The following is a 23,078-nucleotide window of genomic DNA, read 5'->3' as shown; positions in this document are numbered from 1 at the left end:
GTTACAGTTAGCTATTACTATTGGAACCTCTAGCAAAAGCTGGAGGTTTTTTTATTTAAGCCATGTAGTTTAGTGTCAAAAGAATGGTTTTTATTTTTTAAGCTGATAGATATTATATACATATAAAAAATCAGGTTTTTTTGTCATACTTAGCTTTGAACATCGGAGTGTTAATCGATTTAATTAAACGGTATGCAGATGAGAAATAATGCCGGCTTTACCTTAGTAGAGCTAGTGACCACCATAATGCTAATTGCCATCCTGTCAGTGGTGATTTTGCCGCGCCTGATGACCAATTCAAGTTACAGTGCTTTTACGCTTAGAGATGAGTTTATTAGTGAACTGCGTAAAGCTCAGTTGATGGCGATGAATAACCAAGATCGTTGCTATCGAGTTGATATTGATAGCGATGGTTATCAACTGCGCAGATTCGACAACAATAACTGCAGTGGAGCAAGTCGAACTGAGGCTAAGCAGGATTTTGCTGGCGGCGCTAGCTTAACGCGAGCATCCGATAGTCATGATACCTTTAACGTGAGTTTCGATAATGCAGGGCTCACCAATATGGGTTGTAGCGGACCATGTATCAATGTGATCGCCGATGAGACTTTGCAGATCGCTATCGAGAGTCAGGGGTATATCCATGGTCGCTAATCCTTGTTCTAAATTATCAATGTTCCGCTCTCAAACTCTGTCTAAGTCACAGGGCTTTACTCTAATCGAGTTAGTCGTTGGTATGGTGGTGTTGAGTATTGCGCTAGTCTTGCTGACGAGTATGTTGTTTCCTCAAGCCGACCGTGCCGCTGAGACTTTACATAGAGTTCGTTCTGCTGAGCTTGCTCACTCGATATTGAATGAGATCTGGAGTAAGCGCTATGATCAAAATACTAACGCCAATGGTGGTACTCCCGCATGTGGAGCAGTGGCTAGACCTGAATTAGGCTTGCCAGCTGGAGACGATTGCACGCCACCTGTTAATTTTGGCCCGGATGCTGGAGAAACCCGAAATACCTTTAATGATGTCGATGACTATCATGGTTTAACACAGGCGAGTTTGATGCTTAACTCGAATAACACCTATGCAAGTGAGTATCCTAACTATCAGCTTAGTGTCACAGTTACCTACCCTAATAATCCCAATAGAAATACCAAGTTGATTCGCATTGATGTTACTACCCCTAGCAATGAAGTGATCACTTACAATGCTGTGCGGAGTAACTACTGATGAAGAGTTTAAACAAGGTTAAAGCATCAGGCTTCACGCTGGTTGAGATGGTGATGGTGATCATCATACTTGGCGTGTTAGTGCTTGGCGTGAGTAGTTTTGTGATCTTGGGAACACGAATATTTGTTGAGTCGACATCAGTTGATCAAGTACTCAGTCAAAGTCGTTTCGCGATGGAGCGTATGACCCGCGAAGTTCGAAATGCAGTGCCAAATAGTTTACGGGTCACAGAAAGCCCTACAACATTTCAGTGTATCGAGTTTGTGCCGATTCAGGGAAGTGCATCCTATCTTGATATTCCTATTGCTCCCGCAGCTTCAGCATTAACTGGAACAGTGATGACCGCTTCACAAGGTATCAATACTAATCAGCGTATGCTGGTTTACCCTTTGCAGCCAGCTCATATCTACTCGGCAACACCCACTGCAGCAGAAAGTCGTATGCTAGATATTGCAAGTTTTACTGCTGATGCTGACCCAAGAAGTGGAACCATTACTTTCGATGGCTTAGTGCGTTTCAGTGAGGCCTCGCCTAGAAGTCGTTATTTTATGGTAGCTAATGCGGTGAGCTACTGTTTTTTTGCTAATGGCGATATCAGACGCTACGACAGTTATAATATGTTTAATGACTTGCAACCTTCGCCAGATGATATGGGAGGCGATGATGACAGTGCATTGATGGCTGAAAATGTAGTGATTAATAATACGACAGGTTGGCCAATCTTTTATACACCGGGCACTTTAGCTAATAATGCCGTGGTGCAATTAACACCGCAGTTTTCAGTCAATGGTCAAGAGTTTCAATACCAACATCAAGTGCAGGTAGTCAATGTCCCTTAATATGCGCCGACATAGCCAGATACCTTTGCAAAAAGGATTAAGCCGTCGCCTTGCGAATCAGCAAGGTAGCGCATTGGTGATTGGTATTTTTGTTATCACAGTGATGTTTTTAATGGCGTCAGCGCTAATCAATGTGCTCGAAGATGCAGATGAGCAGGTGAACCTTGAGGTGTGGGGGACCCGCGCTCTGGCGGCCGCAAACTCTGGTGCCGACAGTGCATTAGCTCAGCTGTTTCCACTTGATGCCTCAGCGGCAACTTGCGCAGCAACCAGTGATTGGACTGTCCCTAATGAGCCAGGGTTTCATGGCTGCCGTGTAGCGTTAACCTGTAACGCCAGTTTAGTAAATACGGTAAACCATTATCGAATAACCAGCACTGCAACGTGCGAAACGGGTGATTGTGACAATGATAATGGTAACTGCTTAAGAGTTAACCGACAGGTGGAGGTTGAGGCCCGTGATTAGAGCTATGCTAGCAGTACTACTTATTAGCCTAAGCGGTATCGGTATGGCCTTCGCTGTACCGCAATGTGATGAGATTTTTACTGATCCGCCTACTGGAAATCATCACCCGAATGGTTTAGTCCACCCTGATGATATTGGTCCTGATCTAGGCAACCTTACCTGTGGTCGTAACGGCTGCAGTGGTCACAGTGCATCATTTACCCCTGGTGATTATGATTTTAGGCACGGTAGCTTTGGTAACAAATCTTTTTTAAGTACCAATGGCGCTACCACACGTCTCTATTTTGATAGTTTGTCGATGAACAATGCATCGCTCAATCGTTTTGGTGAGACAGAAGATCTCATCATCTATGTCAGGGGAAGTTTATCTGTTGCAGGGCAAAACTATATCAATGGCATTGTCTATGTTGCAGGCTCTGTCACCTTAACTGGTAACGCCAGTATTGATGGAGCACTCGCATCTGGTGGTAGCCTTAATATAGGTGGCAATGGCGATGTTGGCTTTGATGATGATGCTATCGAAGATGCCGACTTTGGTGGCATGTGTGATAATAACTCAGAACCTGTGCTGCCAGTGGTACCTCTTCAATGTCCTGCTGAACAAGTTGGAATAGCGGGTATCACCTACCGTACATACGACACAGGAGAGTGGAAGCCTGGGCAATACACTAGCCCTGTCGATCATGATGATTTCAATGATCTGCTTGATACGGTAAAGACCACCACCAACCAACTTGGTGAGTCTATTGAGCCTCGAATCGATGGCTATGGGGTGAGCATTAATCCTCACTCGAGCCAGGGAGACAACTACGTAGGTGTTTTCGAAGGGTACATAGATGTGCCAGAGACTGGCAAGTACACCTTCGGTATTGATGGTGATGATGCAATAGAGCTCCTAATTGATGATCAAGTCGTTGTAGGTTTTTATGGGTTGCACGGTCAATGTGGCAGTCCTTGCCGAACTGGAGATATTGGTCTTGCTGCGGGGACTCATAAGGTTGAGTTGCGCTTTCACGAAGCTACTGGCGCTGAGGCGTATCATCTTTACTGGCAGCCGCCATCGGCGTCTAGCTTAGTGCTTGTCCCAGATTCTGCTTATTTAACTTGTCCATTCCCACAGTTTGAGTTTGGACGAGTCACCTTGAATGATAGCGGCAGCGCGATCATCCAATTCGAAAATAGCTATGCTACAGCTCCGGTCATCATGTTAATGCCAACTATTAATGGCGCTAATTCTATTGCTGATGGGCCATCAACGGTAAGGCTAGTTTCTAGTAGTGCTGGGGCAGCTACCATTGTTCAAAACGATCCGCCGAGTAATAGAGTTCCTTCAACGTCTATCCCTGAAGTGGATTATTTTATCATGGAAGCAGGCTACCGTTTTTTAGCTCAAGGTAGTGCACTGCAAGCAGGGAAAGTGGAGACGGGTAAGTATCAAGGTAAGCGATTAGCCTCTTCAGGAAGGGGTTACGAGGAAATAGACTTCAGGCATAAGTTTGGCGCGCAGCCTGCAATGGTCGGGCAAACGTTATCCAGAGAAAATAATAGATTCATTACTACAGTGATTAATGATGTGGATACTGAGGGTGATGAGTTTGAAATAGCCATTGAAGCATCAGAGCTAAGCGGTGCGATTAATCAGGATGAAATTTTGGGTTATGTGGCCGGGTTAGGTTCAGGCTCAATACTGGTAGATGGCGAGAGCATCTTGTATGAATTTGGTTATGCATCCAATCACAATGGGGGGAATAGTACACGTAATTTGACTCAGCAATGTGCTCATCCGACCCTTTATGAAAACAACTATGTAAGTCAGCCCTATGTTGTGGCAAGCAAAAACTCACGTCGTGGTGCAGATGGGGGCTGGATAAGGCGCTGTCGCCATGACAGTTTTAATAATACAGTTAGTTTTGGAGTAGACGAAGACCAGCAGCTTGATGCTGAACGTAGTCATCTCGCAGAAGATATTGGCTACTTTGCTTTTGAAGCAGAAGCCGAGCCTCCGGCGACTAACCATTACCGTATTCAGTTCTCATCGGATGCATTAAGCTGTACGGCAAAAGAGATCACGATTAAATCTTGTGCTAATGAGGATTGCAGTACTTTAAGTTCTATTGAGTCATCGGTTGAGCTATACAAAGGTGATGTTAAATACAGTGATGTGAGCATTAAAGGTGAAACTGATACCCCTGTTTGGCATGGGGAAGGTGGCTTAACGACCTTAGGATTAGGCGCAACTTCACCTTCGGGGCCCTACTTTTGTTATATCGATGACAAGTTGGTCGACAATACAGCTTGTTCACTCAACTTTGCCGAGGCTGGCTTTATCGTTAATATCGACAATTTTCTTGCCAATAAACCCCAAGACAATGTCGAGATAACAGCGGTTAAAAAGAGTGACTCTAGCCCTCAATGTGAACCAACATTTGCCAGTACCAGTAAAGTGGTTAACTTTTGGAGTGAATATGTCAGCCCCACCCCAGCAGATATGGTGTCGGCAAAATCTATCTCAGTTAATGAGACAAACATTGGCAAGAGTGCATTAAATGCCACGCCATTTACCTTAGCGTTCGATAGCCAAGGTAAGGCTAAGTTTAAGCTTAATTATGCCGATGCAGGTAAAATAGCCCTGCATGCTAAATATACTGCACTGCCAGGGGATGATGACGAAGGCTTGGTTATGGAAGGTTCAGGCAATACTGTGCGTTATCCTGTTGGTCTATGTATAAAACCTGAAAAAACCTGCACGGCGGGTGATGCTTCCTGTGGTGCATTTAAGGTTGCAGGTGACACCTTCGATGTATCGATACAGGCGATGGCTTGGGAAAAAGATGGTGATACCGATTTTTGTAATAACTTAACGACGCCAAACTATGTTCAGGCTGATATCCCCTTAAAACACATACTAAAGCAGCCTTCAGCTGGAGTGTTAGGAGAGCTTAGCTTAGATTCATATAGCCATGATGCTAATGCCAATAGCCTCAATGAACTGGAGCTGTCTATCAGTGAGGTCGGAGTGTTTAGCTTAAAAGCGACGCCGCCAACAAACGACTATTTAGGTGAGGCTATCACAGTCACAGCAGCTGAAAGCAAACCCATTGGCCGATTCTATCCCAATGATTTTGCAGTCTATGATGAAAGTATGATCGCGTCATGTGATGGGGTGTTTTCCTATATGGATGAGCCTGTTACGTTAATGATGAAAATCAGAGCAAGAAACTTAAGTGGTGACACCACGAAGAACTACTTTGGTGATTTTGCTTCTGGTTCGGGCTTGCTCGTAGGTGAAGACAGTAATGCTGGTGTCAATTACCAGGCTAGATTGTCTGACCTGCCCTCTTTAGATTGGAGTCAGGCTAGCCAAGGGGTTGAAAATATTAATAGTAACATTCAATTTTCTCGCTTATTAAATAGCGCTACCGACGGCCCCTATACCTCTATGGCAATAGGTTTGCAGATGAATGACGCTGACAGCGTGAAAATCGCTGCAGCAGATATGAATGCGGGCACAATTGGCGACTGTGCCACTGCGGCTAGTTGTAATGCTAAGGAGTTAACCATTCAGCATTACCGTCATGGTCGAATTACCTTAGAAAATGCCTATGGGCCTGAAGATGCCATATTGAGAATGCCTGCCACAGCAGAGTTTTGGAATGGCGCACAATGGGCTGTGAATACGCTCGATAACTGTAGTGCAGTAGCGAGTATATTGCCTACAGCTGGTGTTATTTATAACCCGGCACTTGATGGTAGTCAGGCTGTGACACGTAACGGCGGCACTACTTTTGGGCTTGGACGTTTCGAGCTTCAGTGGCAATCATTAGTTGCCACACCGAATCGTTATCGTGGTCAAGTGACCGCTCCTCTTGAGGTGCCACTATGGTTGCAGTGGTATTGGAATTGGGAAGGTGATGGTGCGTTATCAGATCCAAGAGCGAGTGCTTTTTTTGGTACTTATCGTGGCCACGATAAAGTGATCCACTGGCGAGAAGTTAATTAGCATTAAGGCTACGCCTAGAGCTAAAACTCTAGGTGTGCTCCCTATCTTAGCTATACACCTGTACACTGTTCTTTGTAGGGCATATTTCGCTGAATTTAGGGCGTAAAAGCGCTGTTTCGCAAGATATTGAAAAAAAAGTCGCTTCATTAGCAAATGTTAACCTCATCACCCTTGTGTCATCAGTGTCTCGTTGTTAGAGTTACCTGATTTTTTATTTTCGGACTCCACTGAGACAGGCTGGTTACATGTTCAAGAAGCTGCGTGGCATTTTTTCTAACGATCTTTCGATCGATTTGGGTACAGCTAACACCTTAATTTACGTTCGCGAAGAGGGTATCGTACTAAACGAGCCTTCTGTTGTTGCTATTCGTGGCGAACGAGGAAGTGGCGGACAGAAGTCCGTGGCAGCTGTAGGTACTGAAGCTAAGCAGATGTTGGGGCGTACTCCAGGTAACATACAAGCAATTCGTCCAATGAAAGATGGTGTTATCGCCGATTTCTATGTGACCGAGAAGATGCTTCAACACTTCATTAAGCAAGTTCACAACAACAGCGTATTCCGTCCAAGCCCAAGGGTTTTGGTATGTGTACCTGTAGGTGCTACACAAGTTGAGCGCCGAGCAATTCGTGAGTCTGCAATGGGTGCTGGTGCTCGTGAAGTTTACTTAATCGAAGAGCCAATGGCTGCGGCTATTGGTGCTGGCTTGCCAGTTTCAGAAGCTACAGGCTCAATGGTTGTCGATATCGGTGGTGGTACTACTGAAGTGGCAATTATTTCGCTTAACGGTGTGGTTTACTCTTCATCGGTACGCATTGGTGGTGATAAGTTCGATGATGCAATCATCAACTATGTCCGTCGCAACTACGGTAGCCTGATTGGTGAAGCAACTGCTGAGCGCATTAAGCATACCATAGGCACTGCATACCCAGGCGATGAAGTGTTAGAGATTGAAGTACGTGGCCGTAACTTAGCCGAAGGTGTACCGCGTAGCTTTACTCTGAACAGTAATGAAATTTTAGAAGCACTGCAGGAGCCGTTATCGGGCATCGTGAGTGCTGTTATGGTTGCACTTGAGCAGTCACCGCCGGAGCTAGCATCAGATATCTCTGAGCGCGGCATGGTATTGACAGGTGGTGGTGCACTTATTCGTGACTTAGACCGCTTATTGATGCAGGAAACAGGTATTCCTGTCATGGTTGCTGACGATCCATTAACTTGTGTTGCACGCGGTGGCGGAAAAGCATTAGAGATGATCGATATGCACGGTGGTGACCTCTTCTCAGACGAGAACTAACCAGTTTGTAAAAGGCGGTGTTTCACCGCCTTATTTTATATCTATTGATATAATTTCTGTGCCTTCCTACTCTATTTTGTAGATAGCAAGTCAGAATACCGCACTCATCAGTCTATATATTGGATCTAGGGGAGCTGTGGGTATTTCAAGAAGCTCTTTTATTCTGTAGTCTATTGATAGCTTTCAGAATGCCGTACTCATTATAAGAATTACAATGCTGAGACGGTCACTGGTATTTCAATCGTTTATAAGTTTTTATGAAGCCAATTTTTGCACGTGGTATCTCAAACCAATTCAGATTGACGCTGGCGATCATTTTGTCAGTGATCCTTATTGTGGCTAATGGCCGCCTCGATCCCGTTCGTAAATCTATCTCCTCAGTCCTAAGTCCACTTCAGTATGTTGCCAATATCCCTGGCGCAATGTTGGATTGGTCTGCTGAAAGCTTCGCGACCCGCAACATGCTAGCTAAGCAAAATAAAGAGCTCCTACGTCAGCAGTTATTAATGAGTGAGCGACTGCAGCGCTTTGAGCATCTTCGTCAGGAAAATGATCGTCTGCGTGACTTGCTTGGCTCCCCTGTACACATGGATTCAAAAAAGGTCGTGGCTGAGGTGATGGAGGTCGCAAGCGATCCTTATCATCAATATGTTGTGCTCAACCATGGTGCGAGAACGGGGGTGTTTGTTGGTCAGCCAGTCGTTGATGCCCAAGGAGTCGTCGGTCAGGTCGTACAGGTCAGTGAGTTGACCAGTCGAGTGTTGTTAATCTCTGATGCGACTCATGGTATTCCGGTTCGAGTGACGCGTAATGACGTCCGCTTAGTGGTTAATGGCACGGGCGTATTAGATGAACTTGAGCTTAAATATGTGTCTAAGAGTACCGACATCTTAGTTGGAGATCTATTGGTCTCGTCTGGCCTGGGGAATCGTTTTCCTGAGGGCTATCCCGTAGCTCGCGTGATGAGTGTGGTTAAAGATGATGGCCAAAGCTATGCGACGGTTACCGCACAACCATTAGCCGCATTAGATAGAATTCGGTACCTGTTACTTATCTGGCCTGATGATATCGAGCCGCAACAAGAAGCGGAAGATGAGCTTTCAGATGAAGCCATTATAGAGGTGAGCGAATGAGTATGCATATTGCCAACGGCCGCTGGGTCGTGTGGTTAAGCCTGTTAGGGGCTATGCTACTGCAGATTATGCCTCTACCTGATCTGGTCGAAGCATGGCGTCCCGATTGGTTGTTATTAGTTATCATCTATTGGGCTATGGCTCTGCCGCATAGATACAATATCCTATCAGCTTGGATATTGGGTGTGATGTTGGATATCTTATTGGGGGCACATTTAGGCATTCGTGCGCTTTCTATCTCTATCGTCGTTTATGTGGTTGTGCTGCATTTTCAGCGTTTGCGAAACTTCCCCATGTGGCAACAGTCAATGATGATTGCCAGCTTAATCTGCCTGCATCATCTGGTGGTTTTTTGGATCCAATTTGTTGTGTCTACCGTTACGTTTGATGAAACCCTATTTCTTCCTGCTATCTCTAGCTTGATCATCTGGCCTTGGGTTTTTTGGATGTTACGCCGATTACGACGCATATATAAGGTGAGATAAAGATGGCGTTATCAGCACGATTAGTTTTAGCTTCGGCCTCTCCGCGTCGAAAAGAGATATTGGCACAGTTAGGCTTCTCTGTAGAGGACTTTAGTTTTACTACCTTGTCGGCTGATATCGATGAGAGCCATATAGCAGGCGAGTCTCCTCAAGTCTTTGTTTCGCGCTTAGCCGTTGAGAAGGCGCAAGCCGGGCTTGAAATGACTCCGCTTGAGAATGCTGTCGTATTAGGCTCAGATACCATAGTGGTATTGGGCGATACTATACTGGGTAAGCCAGTCGATGAAGCCGATGCTATGGCTATGCTGTCTAGATTATCTGGCCATTGTCATAGTGTTATGACAGCTGTGGCATTAACGGATGGAACTAAAACGGTGACTCGTTTAGTTGAGACCAAGGTGCAATTTTGCCAACTAAGTAAGCAAGATATTTTAGCCTATATCGCCACGAGTGAGCCTATGGACAAAGCTGGAGCTTATGGTATTCAAGCTTTAGGTGGCAGCTTTGTTGAGCGCATTGAGGGTAGCTATTCTGCTGTTGTGGGGCTGCCCATGGTAGAGACCCGTGAACTGCTAAAAGAGATGAACATTTTATAAAGTTATCTAGGCCCTAGAACCTAGAACCTAGAACCTATTATAAGTGAGTGTAAATATGAGCCGCGCCGTCAGAAACAAAGTACAGACAAAGATAGGTTCTGAACTATTGATCAATGTGACCCCAACCGAAGCCAGAGTCGCTTTGGTTGAGCACGGTGTGCTACAAGAGGTTCATATCGAACGGCGCATGAAGCGTGGGCTAGTGGGTAATATCTACAAGGGCAAAGTGAGCCGAGTCTTACCTGGTATGCAGGCTGCTTTTGTCGATATCGGTCTTGATAAGGCTGCATTCTTACATGCCTCTGATATTGTTCCCCATACTGAGTGTGTTGCCGATGTTGAAAAAGGCAACTTTGTCGTACGTGATATCGGTCAGCTAGTTAGGCAGGGGCAAGATATTATGGTGCAGGTGGTGAAAGACCCGCTAGGCACTAAAGGCGCTCGATTGACCACAGATATTACCTTACCTTCTCGTTATCTTGTATTTATGCCTGGCTCAAGTCATATCGGTGTCTCTCAGCGGATTGAATCAGAAGAAGTGAGAGCACGCCTTAAAGGTTTAACAGAACCTTTTGTCGATGAAGATGGCGGTTTTATTATCCGCACGGCTGCTGAGAGTGCGGGTGAGCAAGAGCTAGTTCAAGATGCCGCTTTTTTAAGAAGAGTATGGGCTAAGGTCAGTGAACGAAGAAAGCGCAGAGGCGTATCGCTGCTCTATCAAGATCTAGCGCTCCCTGTTCGTATCGTTCGTGATTTTGTTGGTACTGAGCTCGATCAGATCCAAGTAGATGCCAGCCAAACATTCGATGAGCTACAAACCTTCACTCAGGAGTTTATGCCAGAGATTGCTGATAAAATTGAGCACTACTCTGGGCCTGTGCCTATTTTCGATCTTTATGATGTTGAAAATGAAGTTCAACGTGCCCTAGGCCGTAAGGTCGAGCTTAAGTCTGGGGGCTACCTCATCATAGATCAGACTGAAGCTATGACGACCGTTGATATTAATACCGGTGCATTTGTCGGTCACAGAAACCTTGAAGAGACCATTTTCAATACTAATTTAGAGGCGACGCAAGCGATTGCTCGCCAACTTAGGTTGCGCAACTTAGGCGGCATTATCATTATCGACTTTATCGATATGCTTAATAGCGATCACCAAAAGCGCGTGTTAAATAGTCTTGAGCTTGCGCTTTCTAGCGACAGAGTAAAAACTAATATAAGTGGTTTCTCTGGCTTAGGCTTAGTTGAGATGACCCGCAAACGCACCCGTGAGAGCTTAGAGCATGTGCTTTGTGGTGAGTGCCCCTCATGCCTAGGCACTGGGAGTTTAAAAACCGTTGAGACAGTCTCTTATGAAATTTTCAGAGAGATAATTCGCCTTAACCGTGGCTATGACGCCGATGAGTTTTTGGTTTACTGCTCGCCTGCTGTTTATCACAGCCTGACAGGAGAGGAGAGCCATCTGGTTGCTGAGTTAGGTGTTTATATCGGTAAACGTGTCAGATTCCAGAATGAACCTATGTATGCACAAAACAAGTTCGATGTGGTGATAATGTAGTGTCACGTAAATTCTGCCCCTTTAAGTTCAGCCGTTTTTGCTGGCAAGTTTTAGCTATCATTTTAGTGCTTTTTGCGCTGGCTGTTAGCTTATTTAGGGGCTTGCTACCTCAGCTTGATGAGGTAAGAACTGAGTTAGTAAAATATATAGAAAACCAATACCAGATTGAAGTTAATGTGGGCCAGTTAGCTGCTGAGTGGCAGGCCTTTGGTCCTGCATTAACAGTAAAACAGCTGGCTATTCCTCCTCAAGAGCATCTGCCTTTTACACTCGTTGTCGATGCTGTTCATGTAAAGCTCGACTTCTGGGAAAGCCTATTTACCACCTCTGCGCAAATTGAGAACGTCATTTTTGATGGCGTTCATGTGGCGCTTGATATTGATAAATTGAATCAAGGTTCAGGCTCTACAAGTATCAAGGAGAGCGATACCGATTGGATCTATCTTTTATTACTGGAACAGCTAGAACGATTTTCTATTAAGCAGGCGAGCTTACAGCTACTCAGTGAAAATCATGATTATCGGCCTATCTTTGTCAAAGACCTCAAGTGGTTTAACAGCCCTAATCTACACCGCGGCCAAGGCAAGCTCTATCTTGATGAAGATGCATCTCAAGTCGAGCTCCTATCACTACAGCTAGATGTTAAGGGCAATGGCAACAAGCCTGATGAACTTGTTGGGCAGATCTACCTAGCAGCCCATTCTCTCGATTTAGGTGAGTGGGCCTCGAGACAGACCAATCCTTTTGATGAAACTGAAAAGCTTGAGTTAGAGGGAGTCGTGAACCTTCAAGCTTGGATGAAATTAAGCCAGCGCTCTATCGAGTCGGGACTGGTTGAGTTTTCACCTAGTTGGCTCGAGTGGAGTTTATATGATGAGCTACAACGTTTTGAAATAAAGGCGGGGCAGCTTGAGTGGCTTCCTACCAGTGACGGCTGGGAGTTAAGTAGCCGAGCGCTCTCTTTTGAGTCTAATCAGCAAGCTTGGCCAGCCCCTGTTTTTGTGGCGCATAAAAGCGGGGATAGTTTATTTACTTACCTTAATAAACTCGATACTCAAGCGCTTTTACCTTTGCTACCTCTGGCCCCAGGAATGGAACTTTCTACCCTTAAGGCTTGGCAAGAGGTAGACCCTCAAGGTGAAGTCAATTCGATTAAGTTAAGCAAGCAAGCTGGCGAGTCACTACAGATCTCAATGGATATGGATAAGCTTGCTTGGTCTCATTATGATGGGATCCCTGGGGTGAATCCTATGAATCTTCAATTGGGTTTTGCTGATAGCGCACTTTATATATCAGCGCCTAAACAAGATTACCTGTTAGATTTCGGCTCAGGTTTTAAAGCGCCGTTAAGTTTTAACGGTGAAGCATTTGAGGCTAAATTTGATCTCACAGAGCAGGCGCTTACGCTTCCTCAGATACAGTTAAATAACCATGATTTGATGATCGATGCTTCGATGAAACTCGGCTTTGCTGAGAAAGCTCATCTCGCTCTGCTTGCGGATGTAAAGATCAATGATGTCGCCGATGTCGGTAATTACCTGCCGCTAAAGGGGATGAGTAAGGGGCTCGTTGATTATCTTGAGGCTGGCCTAGTTAAAGGGGCTGTTCAAGATGCAAAGCTGGTCTGGCATGGTGCATTGAGTGATTACCCCTATCATGATAACTCGGGCATGTTCCAAGCTGACTTTACCCTTGAAGAGGCTGAATTTAAATTTCTACCCACTTGGCCAGCAGTGACAGATCTCAACCTTTCTGCAATGTTCACCAATGACCGTATGGACCTGCTTATCAATAGGGGTGACCTACTTGATGTGGTCGTTGATGGCGCCCGTGTCGATATTCCACATCTTGGGCCAAGATCGCTATTAGAAGTTAAAGGGGATATACAAGCCCATGGGCAAGCTGCGACAGAGGTCATACAAGCATCGCCATTAGCCGCTTCTGTAGGATCGACTTTAGCAGTGGTACAGATTAATGGTGATGTTAAGGCGACCTTAGATCTTGCTATTCCGCTATATGATGGTGAGCCAGGCGAATCAGTAAAAGAGGAGATCGCAGGTTTAGTCACCTTTGATAAAACGCCTGTGTATATCACTGAGCCCGGTGTCTTGCTTGATGAAGTGACTGGGCAGATAAGCTTTAATAACGATGTGGTAAAGGGTAAAGATGTCTCTGCTAACCTCTATCAACAGCCAATATCGTTGAGTTTTGATACTGGTAATATTGGTCGAAATTATGGCTTAAATTTAGATATGACTGGCCAATGGGCTTTGGACAAGCTTTCTGAAGAGCTAGATAACCCGCTGCAAGATTTCTATTCAGGTGATGTAAACTGGGGGGGCTCTATGACCTTAGTGTTTGATCAAACGGGCTACCGTATTCAAGCGCAAGTGGAGACCGACCTAATGGGGGTTGAGCTTGACCTGCCTGCACCATTTTACAAAGGGGCAGAGGAATCAAGAAAGCTGACCGCAGAGCTTATTGGGGATAATAAGCAGTCATCTTTAGGTATCAAGCTCGGTAAACAGATGGAGTTTTGGGGCGGCTTTGATCAGGGCTCAGAAAATAAACTCGCTCATTTTGACTTGTTATTAGGGCGCCTGTTCAAGCCTGGCGATCAACTTAAAAAAGAGCAAGGTCATTTGCAGCTAGCTATCGACCACACAGAGCTAACACCATGGCTGCCTGTGATCAATAGATTTACAGCCACTAAGAGCCTTGAAACAGCAGAAGGCCAAAGCGAGTCACAAGAACCTAGTGAGGTTTCAGTCATACAGGACTCTGCTGAGTTGGCCGTTACAGACGGTGCCGTTCAGCAACCTTTAGACGCTAAGAGCAGCAGGAAGAGTTTTTTCCCGCCATTAGTCAGTATCGATGCCGATATCAATCATCTAAACCTGATGGGACAGCCTCTAACAGATTTAAGTATGACAGCGTTTCCTACCAAAGACAGTTGGCGGTTCGAAGCAAAGTCCAATGAGTTTGATGGTCGAGTCGACTTTTATCCAGATTGGGTGACTCAAGGTTTAAAGCTGGTCGCATCAAAGTTCCACCTTGCTCCCACAGTTAAATCACAGCAAGATGCCGACTTTAAATCTGAGACAGTATTAGAGAACCTGCCGCCGTTAGCGGTAGATGTCGACGAGTTTTCATTTTATGGCAGTCCATTAGGCCACCTTGTTTTACAAGGGACACCTAAAGAGAGCAGTTATCAGATCCAAACGTTGTCGCTGACTACTCCTGATGTAAAGTTACGCGGTAAGGGAGTATGGCAAAATGGTAATAACGAGAACCTCACTCAACTTGATGTGAGCCTAACTGCGGTAAAGTTTGATGCTTTATCTGAAATTGTAGGCATGGACCCAGGCCTTAAAGATGCACCCGTTGAGGTTGAAGCTGAGATCTCTTGGCATGGTGCTCCCTATCAATTTTCTGTGGAGTCGCTGAATGGTTTGGTGACTTTCGACTTAGGGAAAGGTCACTTGTCTGAAGTCAGTGATAAGGGCGCACGAATTTTTTCACTCTTTAGCTTGGACTCTCTGCTGAGAAAACTCTCTTTAGATTTTTCAGATGTCTTCGGCAAAGGGCTATATTTCAACTCTTTTACTGGCACCCTTAATATCGACAATGGTGTGGTTAAAACACATGATACTGAAATGGATGCTGTTGCGGGGAATATGAGGGTTCGCGGTTATACCGACTTGATGACTGAAAGTTTGAATTACGACATTCGCTTCGTCCCTCAGCTAGCTTCCAGTGTACCAACTGTTGTGCTACTGACAACGGGTGGTTGGACATTCGGTCTAGGTGCTTTCGCGCTCACTAAAGTGTTAGAGCCTGTCATTGAGGTCATTTCAGAGATCCGTTTTCAGCTGACTGGCACCATGGCTGAGCCTAAGCTTGAAGAGCTTGGCCGTAAGAGTAAGGAGATTGAGATCCCTGAATCTATACTGCCGCGCCAACCTGAAGAGCCGGCAACAGATAAAAGTAATGACAAAGACTCAGTCCCCCTCGAGCCAACTGAAAACAGCGCTGAACCACAACCCAATGCTAAGGAGAGTGATCAGCTTCAGCCACCCACTGAGCTGCAGGAGTCAGGCGTTGAGATCCCGGCGACAAATGTCATAGAGATGCCAACTTTTAAAGAAAGTGAGCCGATAGAAAAGGAAATTGAAGATGCAGGTCAACCTACTACAGTGCCAAAGCAGTCAAGACGTATCGGAGAATCTAGACTACATAGAATCGCAGCTTAAGGCGCTACCAAGAGTAGAGGGAGAGCCTCAACTCGTAGTGCTTCCTGAGTGCTGCTTGCTTTTTGGTGGTCATGAGAGCCATCAGCTGCAATATGCTGGAGAAGATGCGCCACTTAAGAGTGCGTTAAGTGCACTTGCTAAGCAATATAGCCTCTATCTAGTTGCGGGTACCATTCCTGTCTCTGCAGGTGATAATCGCGTGTATAGCCGTACTTACCTGTTTGATAACTTGGGGCAGGTGTTAGGCGATTATGACAAGATCCACTTGTTTGATGTTGAAGTTTCAGACAATACTAAAGAGTATCGTGAGAGTGACACCTTCTGCCCAGGTAATAAAGTTAGTGTAATCGATACACCCTTTGGTAAGTTAGGCTTAGCGATATGTTACGATTTGCGTTTCCCCGATCTGTTTAGAGCTATGAGATTAGCAGGGGCAGAGATAATCGCCCTGCCTGCAGCGTTTACTAAAGTCACCGGAGAGGCGCACTGGCAAGCATTGATTCAAGCTAGAGCAATTGAGAATCAATGTTATGTTTTAGCTGCTGCACAATGGGGACAACACAATCAGGGCGGCCGTGAAACATGGGGTCAAAGTATGGTTGTTGACCCATGGGGGCAGATTAAAGCACAAAAGATGACAGGCTGTGGTTGGGTGCAAGCTAAGCTTGACCGGGATGAGATAGTTAAAATTAGACAGCAGATGCCCGTTGCTGGCCATAACCGATTTTCAGAGCCCCAATTACAGAAATAGTTGCAGAAATAGATATAGAAAGAGTTACAGAGTAATTAACAGATTCAGTGACAGAATAAGCGACAGAAGAATAGCGTTTAATCGTCAGCTCCTAAGACCTAGTATTTTGTAAAAATTAAGTACAAGAGAGAGAAATTAATGCCATTTTTAACCCAAGTAGAACAGAGCCTATTACAAGATGGACTCTCACTGGACGATTTGCAGGGGTATCTCAATAAGATCCATCAGCATGAGATTGACTTTTCAGACCTCTATTTTCAGGGCAGCCGTCATGAATCTTGGGTACTTGAAGATGGCATAGTTAAAGAGGGAAGCTTTCATATCGAACGTGGTGTCGGCGTGCGTGCTATCACTGGTGAGAAAACTGGATTTGCTTATGCTGATGAGATTAATCCAGCGGCATTAACGGCTTCTGCTGAGGCTGCTCGTGGTATTGCGGCTGCTGGTGGAAAAAATGCTGGTGTGCAGGCTTGGAAACGTCAAGAGATGAAGGCGCTTTATCAAAGCGCTGATCCTATTGCCGCGATGGAAGAGGCCAAAAAGATTGCGCTTCTTAAAGAGGCTGATGCTTATATTCGCAGTCTAGACAGCCGAATCATTCAAGTGGTAGTCAGCCTTTCAGGCGTGCATGAAGAGATACTTATCGCCGCGAGTGATGGCACTTTGGCTGCTGATATACGTCCACTTGTTCGTTTTAACTGCAGTGTTATCCTTGAAGATGATGGCAAGCGTGAGCGTGGTGCAAGTGGCGGCGGTGGTCGTCATGACTATCAAGTGCTAATGGAAACGGATGAAACCGGTCTGCCAAACTGTTTCTCTTTTGCCCGTGAAGCGGTGAGACAAGCTTCAGTTAACTTGACTGCTGTAGATGCTCCAGCGGGTGAGATGCCAGTAATCTTAGGGGCTGGTTGGCCTGGCGTGTTACTGCATGAGGCGGTAGGGCATGGTTTAGAGGGAGACTTTAACCGCAAAGGCAGCAGCGCATTTAGTGGTATGGTCGGTCAGCAGGTGGCCTCAAAGCTAGTGACTGTTGTTGATGATGGCACCATAGCGAATCGCCGTGGTTCACTCAGTATCGATGATGAGGGTGTTCAAACTCAAAAGACGGTTCTAATTGAAGACGGTATCTTAAAAGGTTATATGCAGGACAAGCTTAATGCGCGTCTTATGGGCGAGCAATCAACAGGTAATGGTCGTCGTGAATCATACGCTCACCTGCCGATGCCTCGTATGACCAACACCTACATGGAAGCGGGTGAATCTGATCCAAGTGAGATGATCAAGTCTGTAAAACAGGGGATCTACGCGCCTAATTTTGGTGGCGGTCAGGTCGATATCACCTCTGGTAAATTTGTATTCTCAGCTTCTGAAGCATATTTGATTGAAAATGGTGAAGTGACTCAGGCTATCAAGGGAGCTACGCTTATCGGTAATGGTCCTGAAGCTATGGGGCAGATATCTATGGTGGGTAATGATCTTGAGCTAGATAAAGGCGTTGGGGTTTGTGGCAAGGATGGTCAGAGTGTACCTGTTGGAGTGGGTCAGCCATCACTGAAACTAGATAGTTTGACTGTAGGTGGCACTGCTTAATATATGTCAATATGACAGGAACAATGTGATAGGAACTAGTCGCTCGACCTAGTTCCTTCTATTCCACCTCAATGAATGCTAAAATTCACTTATGGATTAGAGTTAATGCTCTAGAGTGTGTGCTTTAAGTGCAGAGGAATGGGGATGAAACTTTCACGATTAGCCTTGATGTCATTGCTGACAATAGGCTCTTTTACTGCACAGGCAGCTAGCCTAGGCTTTGAACAAGCTTGGAAACAGCTGCTGACAGTGAGCGATAAACTGCAGGCTAGCGCTCAAGAGGTACATAGAGCAGAGGCCGAGCATGAGGCGGGTAAAGACCTCAATCTACCCTCAATATCACTCAATGGTAGTTATACACGATTAGAGAAGCCTTTAGAGATGGATCTTCGCGATCTAAATCCTCTGGCGTCAATGGATCCCTCAACACTTCCTCCTGCACTTGGCGGCGCTTTAGCGACGATACCAAGCTCAATGTTTATTACGCCATTCACAGAGCAAGATATTTTCCGCTCAAGCTTACAAGCTATGTGGCCTATCTATACAGGCGGTAAAATTACTGCTGCCCAAGCGATACATGCTGCAGAGGTTGCCGAAAAAGAGCAGCAATTTCAGCTGACCACTAGAGATCTTTTTGTTCAGCTTGTTGATCGTTATTACGGTGTCGCAGTGAGTCAATCTCTGGCACAGACTCGCGGCCAGTTAGTTACCTCATTGGAGGAACATGCTGAGCATGCCAAAAAACTAGAAGAGCAGGGACAGATAGCCAAAGTCGAGCGCTTAAATGCTCAAGTCGCACTTGAGAATGCCAAAATTAATTTTGCCAGTGCAAAGCGCCAGGCTGAGATGGCTGAAATAGCCCTTGCACGTATGCTACACGAGCGTGAAGTTGCTACGCGCTCGCAACTGTTTATGTTACCTCAAGCCCCTTCTTTACCTCACTTAAGCCAGCTAACTATGGCGCAGCACCCTGCGCTTAAGCTGCTTGAAGCTAAAGAAGAGCAGGCGCAAGGCTTAGTAGCCATCGAGCAAGGCAAGTACCACCCAACAGTATTTCTTTATGGTAATTATACCCTCTATGAGGATGATAGCCTCTTCGCTAAGATGGAACCTGATTGGATGTTAGGTGTCGGGGTTAAAGTCCCGTTATTGAGCCGAGATGGTCGTAGCGGCAAGGTGAAAGCAGCCAAGAGTGCTCTGCTACAAGCAAGATACACCAAGGCACAGACACAGCAAGATCTGAGCTTGCTACTAGATCAAAGTTACCGACAGTTACTGCAGGCGCAAGAGGAAGTTAAATCATTAGAGCTATCGCTTGCCTTAGCTAAAGAGAACAAACGTCTGCGTGATTTAGCCTTCCGTCAAGGGTTATCAACCTCGATAGAGAAGGTCGATGCTGAACTTAAGCTAACCGCTGTTGATACTCAACAACTCGGTGCTAAGTATCGTTATATACAGGCATATGCACGCTTAATGGCTGTGAGTGGTCAACTGGATGAATTTTTAGGTCGCAGCAGTACTCAAGCTCGCGCGATGGAGGAGAGTAACAATGCAGGCTAATCGAATTTTTGCAGTGGCAGCACTTGTAGGACTAGTTGGCGTCTTAGGTTATGGCCTTAAGCTAGCTTATACCCCGAAAGTTGAAGTTTTACAGGGACAGATAGAGGCGCGCGAGTACAACATCTCATCTAAGGTGCCTGGTCGCGTTGAACAGGTAATGGTGAGACGTGGTGATACCGTTGAAGCTGGCGATCTGCTGTTTGCCATCAATAGCCCAGAGTTAAGTGCCAAACTGATGCAGGCTGAAGGCGGCAGAGATGCGGCGGCAGCGATGCAGCTTGAAGCTGACAGTGGTGCACGTAAGCAGCAGGTGATGGCATCTCGTGAGCAGTGGCAGAAAGCCAAGGCGGCAGCAACATTAGCTAAGACGACCTATAACAGAGTTGAAGTTTTATTTGTAGAAGGTGTGCTAGCGAGACAGAAGCGTGATGAAGCCTTTACGCAGTATCAGGCTGCAAAATATACCGAGCAAGCTGCCTTAGCCATGTATGAAATGGCAGAGGAGGGTGCCCGTGAAGAAACTAAAGCCGCCGCTGCTGGTAATGCAAGAATGGCGGAAGGCGCAGTAAATGAAGTCAGTGCGATCTTAGCTGATAGTCAGATGCGCTCGCCTAAGTCTGGTGAGATAAGCGAAGTTTTACTTCAAGCTGGAGAGTTAGCACCGAGCGGGTTTCCGGTAGTCAGTTTGATCGACATGCAAGATGCATGGGCGGTATTTCAGGTACGTGAAGATCAACTCAAGCAGTTTGCCAAAGGCACTAAGTTGATGATGACATTACCCGCCCTTGAACGCGACGTTGAGTTTACCGTTAGCCATGTCAGTGTGATGGGGGAGTTTGCCACTTGGCGTTCGACTGAAAGTGGTCATGATTTTGATATGCGCACCTTTGAAGTTGAGCTGCGGCCAAGTGTTGAAATTGATGATCTTAGAGTTGGCATGTCAGTGATTTTTACCCGCTAACCTGGGGATCATGATGACGTCAATATTGTCTCTTATTCGGGGGGAGTGTAAAGCGTTATGGCACTCACCTTGGCAGCTCGCTTTGGTTAGTTATATTCCCCTGTTGAGTATTCTTTGCCTGTGGTGGCTATTCAGCGCAGGCTTGCCCAGACAGTTGCCTGTTGCTGTCGTCGACCAAGATAGCAGTCAATTAAGTCGAGAGTTAACGCGTAAGCTTGCAGCTAACCCAGTGGTTTCACCGCAGGGGTTTGTTGATCTTCAAGGCGCTGTAACAGCCATGAAGCAAGCCGAAGTATACGCAATCATAGTGCTGCCATATGGCTTGAAGCGTGATTTAGTCACTGGCCATAGTCCCACCATCGATATTCGTTACAACAGCCAATTCTTGCTGGTAGGTAAACTACTGTCGAGTCAGATCCAGTTAACATTAGGCGCAGGTTTGCTTGATGTTGCTGAGGAAAAGTTACTGCTCCAAGGTGTCCCCAAGTCTCAACTGACGGTTAACTTGAGCCCAGTAACGAGTCAAACAACAGCATTATTTAACCGTAACAATAACTATGTTGGCTTTCTGGTACCGCCAGTGCTGGTGGCATTGTGGCAGTTGCTGGCCATGCTGACCTTTTCTAATAGCTTAAGTCGAGAGTTAACCCCTGAAGGTCAATTAACCCCTGGTGAAGGTATATGGCTGAGAGTGTTGGCTAAGCTTGCTGTGTTTACCCCACTTTTATTGCTGCAAGGCGGCTTTATTCTGGTATTTCTCTATCAATATCTGTCACTACCTGCGGCTGGGAGTTTAGGTTTATTGATTGTGGCTCAAGCTGTGATGCTGTTAGCTGTCTGGTTATTGGTATTACTTATTTTTTTCCTTATGCGCGATAGTGCACGTATGGTCAGTTTCGGCACTGCCATGTTCGCGCCTGCATTTGCATTTATGGGGATCACTTTTCCGGTACATGAGATGCCAGTTGTTGCGCAGTGGTGGCGATTGATTATGCCATCGAGTCACTATGTAGACTCCCATGTTAGCGTGATAAGTTATGGCTCAGGCTGGCAAACGGTTGCTGGGCAATTGACAAGTTATTGGGGCTTTCTATTAATAATACCTGTGCTGGTACTACTCTCCCGACGTATGAATACTCACTCGGTATCATTGAGTGCTTCGAGTAAGGGGTCAGCATGAATGGAACTAACCAGATGAGCTTTTTGCAGTTAATACTGGCAGAGCTTAAAGCCATTGTTGCAGATAAAGCCATTGCCGTGACCCTATTTGGTGGGGTGTTGTTTTATTCAGTGCTATATCCTCTGCCTTACCTTCATCAAGTGCCCACAGAGCAACAATTAGTGGTGGTGGATCTGGATCACTCTTCACTAAGCCGCCGACTTATTCGACATGCTGATGCCAGCGCTAAGATAAGCGTGATAGGGCAAGTTACCAGCATTACTCAAGCGCAGAGCTGGATTGAGTCGGGACGAGCCCATGGTTTATTGGTGATTCCTGAAGGCTTTAGACGAAACCTGTTACTGGGTAGAGGTGTCACGCTAAGTTATGGCGGTGATGCAAGCTATTTTCTGATCTATTCAGCAGTGGCTGAGGGGTTAGTTGCAGCGGGAATAGATGCAGGTAAACAGGTACAGCTTATAGGCATGTTAGCCAAGGGGGAGGCCCCTAAAAAGGCGGAACTTAGCCTCAATTCGGTAAAGATAAATAGTGTACCAGCTTTTAATCCAAGCCTAGGTTATACCCCTTATGTGGTGCCTGGACTATTTCTGCTTATCTTGCATCAAACCCTATTGATAGGCACAGGGATCTTAGGGGCGGGGCAGTGGCGCAATAAGGGCTATTGGAGCGAGCTTTCGCCACTTAAGCTCGTCTGTGGTCGTTTGTCGGCATTTATGCTGCTCTATCTATTTTTCACGAGTTTCTATATCGGGTTTTGCTTCTATTGGTACCAAGTGAGTGTGCAAGCCAGTCTTGGCGTCGTGGCGTTGTGGATGTTGCCATTTTTACTGGCTACGGGAGCTGCAGGCATAGCGTTGAGCACTTTATTTACCAGACGAGATCTACCGACCCAAGTGCTGTTACTTGTCTCTATGCCTATTATGTTTGTGTCTGGGTTTGTATGGCCATTAGCTTTGATACCTGAGCCACTAATCTGGCTATCTCAGCTGGTTCCTGCCGTCCCTGCCATCATGGGGATGTTAGAGCTTAATCAAATGGGGGCAGTTTGGTCGAGTGTCTTACCTAAGTGGCTACAGCTATGGGGGCTTTTTGGCGTATTTAGCTTGCTTGCTATTTATGGGGTGTCGAAGAGATTAAAGCCGCAGCCAACAGGTCACAATGAGTAAGCATTGATTCATGGTTAAGC

The 23,078-nt window shown here is 45.9% G+C and carries 17 protein-coding genes; all 17 read left to right on the top strand.

Features of this window, described 5'->3' with window-relative positions:
• The first annotated feature begins 198 nt into the window (after positions 1-198).
• The 17 genes from BM736_RS11560 to BM736_RS11480 all read left to right on the top strand — a co-directional run bounded on the left by BM736_RS11560 (position 199) and on the right by BM736_RS11480 (position 23,058).
• The gene (locus tag BM736_RS11560; RefSeq protein ID WP_076412512.1) at positions 199-654 is read left to right on the top strand and encodes a Tfp pilus assembly protein FimT/FimU; all 456 of its coding nucleotides are present in this window, start codon (positions 199-201) and stop codon (positions 652-654) included.
• Entirely contained in the window at positions 644-1,225 is a 582-nt protein-coding gene (locus BM736_RS11555) for a type II secretion system protein (RefSeq protein WP_076412139.1), read from the top strand. Before BM736_RS11560 ends, BM736_RS11555 begins: the two co-directional genes overlap by 11 nt.
• Positions 1,225-2,064 (top strand): PilW family protein, encoded by an 840-nt coding sequence (locus BM736_RS11550; protein ID WP_076412136.1) that lies wholly within the window; start codon positions 1,225-1,227, stop codon positions 2,062-2,064. The genes BM736_RS11555 and BM736_RS11550 overlap by 1 nt, the downstream gene beginning before the upstream one ends.
• The gene (locus tag BM736_RS11545; RefSeq protein WP_372828698.1) at positions 2,054-2,530 is read left to right on the top strand and encodes an MSHA biogenesis protein MshP; all 477 of its coding nucleotides are present in this window, start codon (positions 2,054-2,056) and stop codon (positions 2,528-2,530) included. The genes BM736_RS11550 and BM736_RS11545 overlap by 11 nt, the downstream gene beginning before the upstream one ends.
• Positions 2,523-6,530 carry a DUF6701 domain-containing protein gene (locus BM736_RS11540; RefSeq protein ID WP_083700107.1) on the top strand — a complete coding sequence of 1,336 codons (4,008 nt, stop codon included), beginning with the start codon at positions 2,523-2,525 and terminating at the stop codon, positions 6,528-6,530. Before BM736_RS11545 ends, BM736_RS11540 begins: the two co-directional genes overlap by 8 nt.
• A gap of 245 nt (positions 6,531-6,775) precedes the next feature.
• Positions 6,776-7,825 (top strand): rod shape-determining protein, encoded by a 1,050-nt coding sequence (locus BM736_RS11535; RefSeq protein ID WP_076412133.1) that lies wholly within the window; start codon positions 6,776-6,778, stop codon positions 7,823-7,825.
• A gap of 257 nt (positions 7,826-8,082) precedes the next feature.
• Entirely contained in the window at positions 8,083-8,958 is an 876-nt protein-coding gene (mreC, locus tag BM736_RS11530) for a rod shape-determining protein MreC (protein ID WP_076412130.1), read from the top strand.
• Entirely contained in the window at positions 8,955-9,443 is a 489-nt protein-coding gene (mreD, locus tag BM736_RS11525) for a rod shape-determining protein MreD (protein WP_076412128.1), read from the top strand. Before mreC ends, mreD begins: the two co-directional genes overlap by 4 nt.
• A gap of 2 nt (positions 9,444-9,445) precedes the next feature.
• Complete coding sequence (locus BM736_RS11520) at positions 9,446-10,039, top strand: nucleoside triphosphate pyrophosphatase (RefSeq protein WP_076412126.1); 594 nt, start codon at positions 9,446-9,448, stop codon at positions 10,037-10,039.
• Between the two features lie 55 nt (positions 10,040-10,094).
• Positions 10,095-11,597 carry a ribonuclease G gene (rng, locus tag BM736_RS11515; protein WP_076412125.1) on the top strand — a complete coding sequence of 501 codons (1,503 nt, stop codon included), beginning with the start codon at positions 10,095-10,097 and terminating at the stop codon, positions 11,595-11,597.
• Entirely contained in the window at positions 11,597-15,850 is a 4,254-nt protein-coding gene (locus tag BM736_RS11510) for a YhdP family protein (protein ID WP_076412123.1), read from the top strand. Before rng ends, BM736_RS11510 begins: the two co-directional genes overlap by 1 nt.
• Positions 15,774-16,601: a carbon-nitrogen hydrolase family protein gene (locus BM736_RS11505; protein WP_076412121.1), complete on the top strand. Its 828-nt coding sequence runs from the start codon at positions 15,774-15,776 to the stop codon at positions 16,599-16,601. Before BM736_RS11510 ends, BM736_RS11505 begins: the two co-directional genes overlap by 77 nt.
• 138 nt (positions 16,602-16,739) lie before the next feature.
• Positions 16,740-18,191, top strand: coding sequence for a metalloprotease TldD (gene tldD, locus BM736_RS11500; RefSeq protein ID WP_076412119.1), 1,452 nt, complete (start codon positions 16,740-16,742; stop codon positions 18,189-18,191).
• A 144-nt stretch (positions 18,192-18,335) separates the two neighbouring features.
• A complete protein-coding gene (locus tag BM736_RS11495; RefSeq protein ID WP_076412117.1) occupies positions 18,336-19,751 on the top strand; it encodes a TolC family protein in 1,416 nt (471 codons plus the stop codon).
• Entirely contained in the window at positions 19,741-20,712 is a 972-nt protein-coding gene (locus tag BM736_RS11490) for an HlyD family secretion protein (protein ID WP_076412115.1), read from the top strand. Before BM736_RS11495 ends, BM736_RS11490 begins: the two co-directional genes overlap by 11 nt.
• 13 nt (positions 20,713-20,725) lie before the next feature.
• Positions 20,726-21,892 carry an ABC transporter permease gene (locus tag BM736_RS11485; RefSeq protein WP_076412113.1) on the top strand — a complete coding sequence of 389 codons (1,167 nt, stop codon included), beginning with the start codon at positions 20,726-20,728 and terminating at the stop codon, positions 21,890-21,892.
• Between the two features lie 14 nt (positions 21,893-21,906).
• The gene (locus BM736_RS11480; RefSeq protein WP_076412509.1) at positions 21,907-23,058 is read left to right on the top strand and encodes an ABC transporter permease; all 1,152 of its coding nucleotides are present in this window, start codon (positions 21,907-21,909) and stop codon (positions 23,056-23,058) included.
• Positions 23,059-23,078: the final 20 nt, after the last annotated feature.

Origin of the sequence: Shewanella sp. UCD-KL12 (assembly GCF_001957125.1) — a bacterium.
In the GTDB taxonomy this organism is placed as follows: domain Bacteria; phylum Pseudomonadota; class Gammaproteobacteria; order Enterobacterales; family Shewanellaceae; genus Shewanella.
The sequence above is the reverse complement of the archived record's forward strand: the minus strand, read 5'-3'. Positions and strand labels throughout refer to the sequence as shown.

What these genes read in the sequence shown, in the direction of transcription:
- BM736_RS11560 (WP_076412512.1), top strand. Translation starts at nt 199, where the DNA reads ATGAGAAATAATGCCGGCTTTACCTTAGTAGAGCTAGTGACCACCATA.
- BM736_RS11555 (WP_076412139.1), top strand. Translation starts at nt 644, where the DNA reads ATGGTCGCTAATCCTTGTTCTAAATTATCAATGTTCCGCTCTCAAACT.
- BM736_RS11550 (WP_076412136.1), top strand. Translation starts at nt 1,225, where the DNA reads ATGAAGAGTTTAAACAAGGTTAAAGCATCAGGCTTCACGCTGGTTGAG.
- BM736_RS11545 (WP_372828698.1), top strand. Translation starts at nt 2,054, where the DNA reads ATGTCCCTTAATATGCGCCGACATAGCCAGATACCTTTGCAAAAAGGA.
- BM736_RS11535 (WP_076412133.1), top strand. Translation starts at nt 6,776, where the DNA reads ATGTTCAAGAAGCTGCGTGGCATTTTTTCTAACGATCTTTCGATCGAT.
- mreC (WP_076412130.1), top strand. Translation starts at nt 8,083, where the DNA reads ATGAAGCCAATTTTTGCACGTGGTATCTCAAACCAATTCAGATTGACG.
- mreD (WP_076412128.1), top strand. Translation starts at nt 8,955, where the DNA reads ATGAGTATGCATATTGCCAACGGCCGCTGGGTCGTGTGGTTAAGCCTG.
- BM736_RS11520 (WP_076412126.1), top strand. Translation starts at nt 9,446, where the DNA reads ATGGCGTTATCAGCACGATTAGTTTTAGCTTCGGCCTCTCCGCGTCGA.
- rng (WP_076412125.1), top strand. Translation starts at nt 10,095, where the DNA reads ATGAGCCGCGCCGTCAGAAACAAAGTACAGACAAAGATAGGTTCTGAA.
- BM736_RS11505 (WP_076412121.1), top strand. Translation starts at nt 15,774, where the DNA reads ATGCAGGTCAACCTACTACAGTGCCAAAGCAGTCAAGACGTATCGGAG.
- tldD (WP_076412119.1), top strand. Translation starts at nt 16,740, where the DNA reads ATGCCATTTTTAACCCAAGTAGAACAGAGCCTATTACAAGATGGACTC.
- BM736_RS11495 (WP_076412117.1), top strand. Translation starts at nt 18,336, where the DNA reads ATGAAACTTTCACGATTAGCCTTGATGTCATTGCTGACAATAGGCTCT.
- BM736_RS11490 (WP_076412115.1), top strand. Translation starts at nt 19,741, where the DNA reads ATGCAGGCTAATCGAATTTTTGCAGTGGCAGCACTTGTAGGACTAGTT.
- BM736_RS11485 (WP_076412113.1), top strand. Translation starts at nt 20,726, where the DNA reads ATGACGTCAATATTGTCTCTTATTCGGGGGGAGTGTAAAGCGTTATGG.
- BM736_RS11480 (WP_076412509.1), top strand. Translation starts at nt 21,907, where the DNA reads ATGAGCTTTTTGCAGTTAATACTGGCAGAGCTTAAAGCCATTGTTGCA.